We start from the raw sequence: 6,207 nt of genomic DNA, 5'->3' as shown, positions 1-6,207 counted from the left end.
CAGGGCAGCGACGTAACCCTCATCGCCGGCAAAGACCTGAACAACGCCGGCACCCTGCGCGCCAGCCAGAACCTGGATGCGACGGCCAAGAATGATCTGGTGAGCAGCGGGTTGCTGGAAACCGGCAATCGCCTCGACTTGCAGGCAGACAACAACATAGTCAACAAGGCCGGCGGCATCATCGCCGGTCGTGACGTCTCGCTCACCGCCACCCGTGGCGACGTGATCAACGAACGCACCGTCACCACCCACGAAAGTGGTACGGGTTACACCAACGAACGCACGGACTTCGTCAACAGCGCCGCCCGCATCGAAGCCGCCAACGCGCTGACCCTCAACGCCGGGCGCGACGTCAACAACACTGGTGGCGTGCTGAAAAGTGGAGCCGACACCACGATCAATGCCGGTCGTGACGTCAACATCGTTTCCGCCGAACAGATCGTCGATCATGAGGTAGGCACACACCATGATCAAACCATCACCCAATATGGTTCAGACGTTGATGTGGGGCGGGACCTGAAGGTAAATGCCGGTCGGGATCTCACCGTTATCGCCAGTCAGATCGATGCCAAACGTGACGTCAGTATGAGCGCAGTCGGTGACCTGACACTGGCCTCTGCGGCGGATGAACAGCACTCTTTTAGCCAAAACAAAAAGTTCACCAGTCAGGAAGACCATGTCAGGCAGGTGTCTAGCACTGTCAATGCGGGGGGCAGCGTTGCCCTCAATGCGGGCAAGAATCTAGACCTGATTGCCAGTCGGGTGAGTGCTGGGGATGAGGCCTATTTGTTTGCTGGCGATGATGTGAATCTGGAAACAGCGGATAACGTCGACTACTCCTATTACTCGAAAACCAAGAAGGGTTCATTCGGCAAGAAAAAGTCGACGATGACCGAAACCGACAGCGTCATATCTGTCAGTTCGAGTGTCGAGGCAGGGAATAAGTTAGTGATCTCTGCCGGGCAGGATTTCAACGCCACCGGCGCCAAGCTGAACAGCGATGGGACATTGCTCGCTACCGCTGGCCGCGACATCAATCTCGATGCCGCCGAAGACTACGCAAGCCAGGCTAACGCATCGTCTAAAAAGGGATGGTCCTCCAGCAAGTCCAGCAGCTCGGAAGTCACGCAGACCCGCTTGAACAGCACTGAGCTGGTCGCAAAAAACATCGAGCTGAAAGCCGATAATGACATCTCGCTGACGGCCGCTGCACTGCGTGCTGAAGAGGCGGTGAAACTCACCGCCGGCAACGACGTATTGATTGGTGCGGGCGAGGAAACTCAAACAACCGAACAGGCGAAAAGCTCCAGCAAGGCCAGTGCAACGTTTACGGGTTTGCTGTCTTCCACACAAAAATCGCAACAAGGGAAAACGACCTCAACCCAAAGCATTGGCAGTGATATCAGTGGCGGCAGCATTCAAATCAAGAGTGGCCGCGACACTGTTGTTGAGGGCAGTACGCTGGTGGCCGACAAAAACATCGGCATTGATGCCGGTCGCAATCTTGAGATCACTAGCGCTGAAAATACCGAGACTTCGAGCTCAAAATCCGGCAGTAAAAAAGTCGGTGAAATAGGCTCCTGGTGGCAGGGTGCGACAGGGATCGTCAAGCAGAAAGAAGCCGATCAATACACCGCTACCCGCCAGTCGGGCAGCCAGATCGCATCGCTGGGCGGCAATATCAGCCTCACGGCGGGTGACCATTACACTCAAACAGCCAGTCAGTTAGTCACACCTCAGGGTGATATCGGCATTACCGCCAAGCATGTCGATATCGAGGCCGGTTTCGACACCCTCAACTCCACTAAAACCGCCAGTACCAGCCGTACTGCCATCGGCGGAACGGTGAGTGTTCCGCTGCTTGATGCTTTGCGGGGCATTCAGCAGATGGGCGAAGCGGCGCAGAAAACCAGTGATGATCGGATGGTCGCGTTGGCTGCCATGAATGCGGCCATGAGTGCAAAGCAGGCTATGGATGCCGGGCAGGCATTGATGGAGAGCCCGAAAACCGGGATCAAGATCAGCGTCAATCTAAGTGACAGCCGCAGTCATAGTGAAAGCAGCCAAAGCGGTCGCAATGTAGTAGGCAGCGATGTAGTGGCTGGCGGTAACGTCAAGGTCGTTGCCACTGGTGATGGTGCGAACAGCAATATCAACGTAGTCGGCAGCCGGATCGAGGGCGGCGGCGATGTCAGCTTGAAGGCTGACGGTGAAATTAACCTACTGTCGGCGCAAAACACGGCGCATCAGGAAAGCACCAACAGCAACAGCGGCTGGAGTGCCGGGATTGGGTTCAGCTTCGGTGGGGCGCAGAACGGCTTCTCGCTGGACTTGGCGGCGAATGCCGGGCGCGGCAATGCTGACGGCGACGACGTCACCCAGACCAACACGTATATCAAGGGTGGTAAGAGCGTCAATCTGGAGAGTGGTGGGGACACGAACATCAAAGGCGGGGTCGTATCCGCTGACCAGGTCAAGGTCAAAGTGGGCGGCGATCTGAACATTGAGAGCCGGCAGGACACTAGCACCTACACCTCCAAACAAGAGAGCGCGAACGTCGGTGTCAGCATTTGTGTTCCCCCATTCTGTTATGGCACCAGCAGTGTCAGTGGTGGCATCGCAGCGCAAAACATGCAAAGCGAGTACGCCAGTGTTAGCGAGCAATCGGGCATCAAGGCGGGTAATGGCGGATTCCAGGTAGAGGTCACCGGCAATACCGACCTCAAGGGAGCAGTTATCGCCAGTACCGACAAAGCGGTAGCTGATGGCAAAAACACCCTGAGCACCGGAACACTCACCAGCTCCGACATCAAGAACAAGGCTGAGTACGATGCCACCAGCATTAACCTGAGCGGTGGTTACGGCGGTGACATGGGCCGTGATGGAAATGGCAATGCCAGCGCCACCGCTAACCCAAATGGTCCGAAGGTGCCGAGTAAAGATGGGTTTAGTGTTTCCACACCGGTCGTGCTGTACGCCGGTGACAGTTCCAGCAGCATCACCCACAGCGGGATTAGTGGCGCAGCGATCACCATCACTAATACCGTCAAGCAGCAGGAGTTGACCGGTCAGACGGCAGAGCAGGCAATTGCTGCAATCAATACTGATGTCTCCAGCGATCGTGACGGCAGCAACACGCTCAAACCGATTTTCGACGCGCAAGAAATCGGCGTGGACTTTGAGATTGTTGGCAAGTTTGTGCAGAACGTTTCTCAGTACATCGAGAGTCGTGCGCGGGAAATCGACCAGATGAAGGAGCAGGCCAATAAGGAAAAGGCTGCTGCTAATAATGAGACGTTGCCTATCGCGGAGCGGATAGCCCACCACGAGAACTACCTGCAGCTCAATCAGCAGATCAAGGAAGTCGGCGATAACTGGGGGGCGGGTGGCACTTACCGGCAAATCGCAACAGCCCTGGTTGCCGGGATCAGCGGAAATGTGGCCGGCAGTGGCGCCCAGTTCGCGCAAAACATGGTGGTCAACTACGTCCAGCAGCAAGGCTCGGCGTACATCGGCGAACTGGTGAAAAAGGGCCTCAAGGAAGGCAGCCCGGAACACGCGGCCCTGCATGCAATTCTCGGTTGTGCTGGCGCGGCTGCCAGCAACCAGAGCTGCTCGGCTGGTGCCTTGGGTGGTTCTGCCGCCAGCGTGTTGGCGGGTCTGTTCGCCGATTCCGATCCGAATGAAACCGCGGTAGAGCGAGAAGCCAAACGCAACATCATCACCAGCCTGGTGACCGGTATTGCTGCTATGAGCAATCCGAACGGTGCGGCTACCGCGAATAACGCGGCTACGGCGAACGTCGATAACAACTGGTTGGCGACGCAGCAGTACGTTCAGGCAAAGAAAGAGATCGATGCCGAACCTAATCCGCTTAAGAAACTGGCGATCGCTCTAAAGTGGCAGATCACTTCTCTACGGCAGGATGTATTGACCGGTTCGGGGATCCTCAAAGGCTTCACGGACGGGATGGCTGGCGCGGGTTTAGGAACCTTGGATAGCGCCGTCATGTTCATGAGTGACCCGGTGCAGAGTTGGGAGGCCGCCAAGGCGTTCGTATCCTCCGATGAGGCCAAGGCGATTTTGGGTAACGCAATCGCCGATGCGTTCAAGTCTCAAATGGACCAAATTGGAAAAGCGGTCGTCGAAGGCGGCGATGCAAACGCAGAAAATCTTGGCAACCAAATGGGGCAGGCATTGGCGCTTGTCGTACAGCTCATGATTGGCGGGGGGAGCAGCTCCGCCAACAGCGCGCTGACCCTTTCGAGAATGGGGATTGACGTTTCGGTCAACACCGTCAAAAAAATCGGCGCATCGGTTGACATCAACGTTGTCAAAACTCAAATCAACAAACTGCAAGATCTGATGCCGGATTCGGATGTGCCGGTGCTTGATCCGACGAAGCCGGTAACGCCACCGAAGACCACAGTCCCGTCAGATTTCATCGACATCCTATCGGATGAGTCGAAGAAGCATATTTTGTATGGCGATGGGCCAGGGAGCGGTGGTCACCTTTGGCCGGGGCAACCCGGAAAAACAGTTTTTCCGGAAAGCTGGTCCGCAGATAAGGTAATTCATGAAGTGGGTGATATTGTGACTTCGCCAGATACGAAGTGGTATGCCCAGACAGGAACGGGCGGTTTGTACACAAAAAATGGCGATCCAGCGAAGTGGGTTGCTTACGAGGTGCGAGATGGGGTTCGTATGCGTGTTGTCTATCAACCCGCGATAAGCAATGTCGTAACTGCATTTCCTGATGACGCACCTATACCACCCTATAAATCGATTAAGTAGGCTGCTATGTACTCGCAACGGATATTAAAGTTAGGTGCTAAGTTTGAAGGGCGTTTGGATGCGGTGTTTCTTGAGGGGGCATTGGACTATGTTAAATATAATGAAGAGAGCTTGGCCTTAGAGATTCTTTGTGAACATATTTGTGAATATGATGTGGCTTTGGCTGTTGATGAGCTTAAAGAGATTCAGCAGTTAGCATTAGATATGGGGTTTGAAGTCGGAAATTCTCCTTTTAAATATTTACAGGCACTGACGAAGACGGAAGATTAAGGTTTTAAAAATAGAAAGGCACATGGGCAAATTCTAGAGGATAAACGGGGCAGTCCCTGGGGGTAAACGGGGACAGACCACGTTTTTATTGGGAATGGTAGTCTGTCGCCGTTTCTCGCAGTGATATCCTGATCAACGACGACTGGGTCGGACAGCCCGAGGGTAAATTTACCCCGCAGGAATGGCGTCTTGTACTGGAGCAGTGGGGATATTTCCTTGGACTGCCCGAATCCTTGGAAAAGTAGTTACTGTAAAACTGCCGTAGAAAAAATCCAAACGCATCAGATCTTACTTATTCGCGTATCGGGAAATGGGCGACCAACAGGTCGCCCTTTTTCATTCACTCCGCAGCCTGTGCCCGCAACCGTCTACCAATCACATCCATCAAATCACAACCATCGCGTAACGGAATGGCCAGCAGTTTCGAAAAGTCGGAAAGCACAACCGTATCGCAACCAATCTCGGCGCGAAACGCGATGTTTTCCAGCACCTGAGTAACGGTGCGGATGCGGTAGTCAGCCATGGCGTGCAGAACATCGAGTGGAGCTTGGGTGTCGATCAGCAGAGATGCCGGGATCAAGTCGATTCCGGTGAGGGGCATGTATCTATCCATCGGTGGAGCCTCGTTTAGTTTATTGAGACTGCCAACAAATCGTCGCCAAACGAAGAAGGTGGCAGCTGTACGCAGGTTGGCGAACCGGAAACGAGTAACCGGCAGACCCGAAGGTCTCCCGCGCACAGCTGCCATAAAAAAGCAGCTTTGCGGATGCGGAGGCGCCTGCAAATAAGCAGACAGCTCTCGCACTCGTTAGTCAGGTCGCCAAACCCGGTCGCCATGTGGACGACGGGCGGACTATAAGCTTCATCGTTCCGACGGTGCAAGGCGTCTGATTCCGAGGTTTGCGTAGGACTTTGTCCGCACAGGCAATCGCCCGCATGACATTCGTCAAATCCCACACCAAGGCTGATCTGCTGGACAACAGATCCGCAGGGATCGAGAGCACGGGCGACCTGACGATCGCCGCCACGACGGTTAACAACGTCATGGATGTGTTGCAGTACACCAAGCATGAAAAAAGTGTCGCGACCATCACTGAGTTGCCGTGCGAACAGATCGCCGGTGGCTGTGACAGCCGTGGTGGT

Annotated in this window: 3 protein-coding genes and 2 pseudogenes; 4 read left to right on the top strand and 1 reads right to left on the bottom strand. The window is 54.8% G+C overall.

Going from position 1 to position 6,207, the window contains the following annotated elements; genetic code table 11:
* Positions 1-99: 99 nt before the first annotated feature.
* The 3 genes and pseudogenes from NHU87_RS28750 to NHU87_RS28150 form a co-directional block, all read left to right on the top strand.
* A pseudogene (locus tag NHU87_RS28750) lies at positions 100-2,541 on the top strand (hemagglutinin repeat-containing protein); the annotation flags it as partial.
* 1,899 nt (positions 2,542-4,440) lie between these two features.
* Positions 4,441-4,794, top strand: a pseudogene (locus NHU87_RS28745) (EndoU domain-containing protein); the annotation flags it as partial.
* A gap of 6 nt (positions 4,795-4,800) precedes the next feature.
* Complete coding sequence (locus NHU87_RS28150) at positions 4,801-5,064, top strand: MafI family immunity protein (protein ID WP_253555085.1); 264 nt, start codon at positions 4,801-4,803, stop codon at positions 5,062-5,064.
* 340 nt (positions 5,065-5,404) lie between these two features.
* On the opposite strand, the gene NHU87_RS28145 is transcribed toward NHU87_RS28150, so the two are convergent.
* A complete protein-coding gene (locus NHU87_RS28145) occupies positions 5,405-5,677 on the bottom strand; it encodes a hypothetical protein (RefSeq protein WP_048397200.1) in 273 nt (90 codons plus the stop codon).
* A 323-nt stretch (positions 5,678-6,000) separates the two neighbouring features.
* On the opposite strand from NHU87_RS28145, the gene NHU87_RS28140 reads away from it, so the two are divergent.
* Positions 6,001-6,207 (top strand): hypothetical protein (locus NHU87_RS28140; RefSeq protein ID WP_253555083.1); only part of this gene is annotated, 207 nt, incomplete at its 3' end.

This window comes from Pseudomonas mandelii (assembly GCF_024138395.1).
GTDB classification, from domain to species: domain Bacteria; phylum Pseudomonadota; class Gammaproteobacteria; order Pseudomonadales; family Pseudomonadaceae; genus Aquipseudomonas; species Aquipseudomonas mandelii_E.
This window is presented reverse-complemented; position numbering and strand designations above follow the sequence as displayed.

Coding starts and splice junctions, on each gene's coding strand:
- NHU87_RS28145 (WP_048397200.1), bottom strand. CDS start 5,677: ATGGATAGATACATGCCCCTCACCGGAATCGACTTGATCCCGGCATCT.
- NHU87_RS28150 (WP_253555085.1), top strand. CDS start 4,801: ATGTACTCGCAACGGATATTAAAGTTAGGTGCTAAGTTTGAAGGGCGT.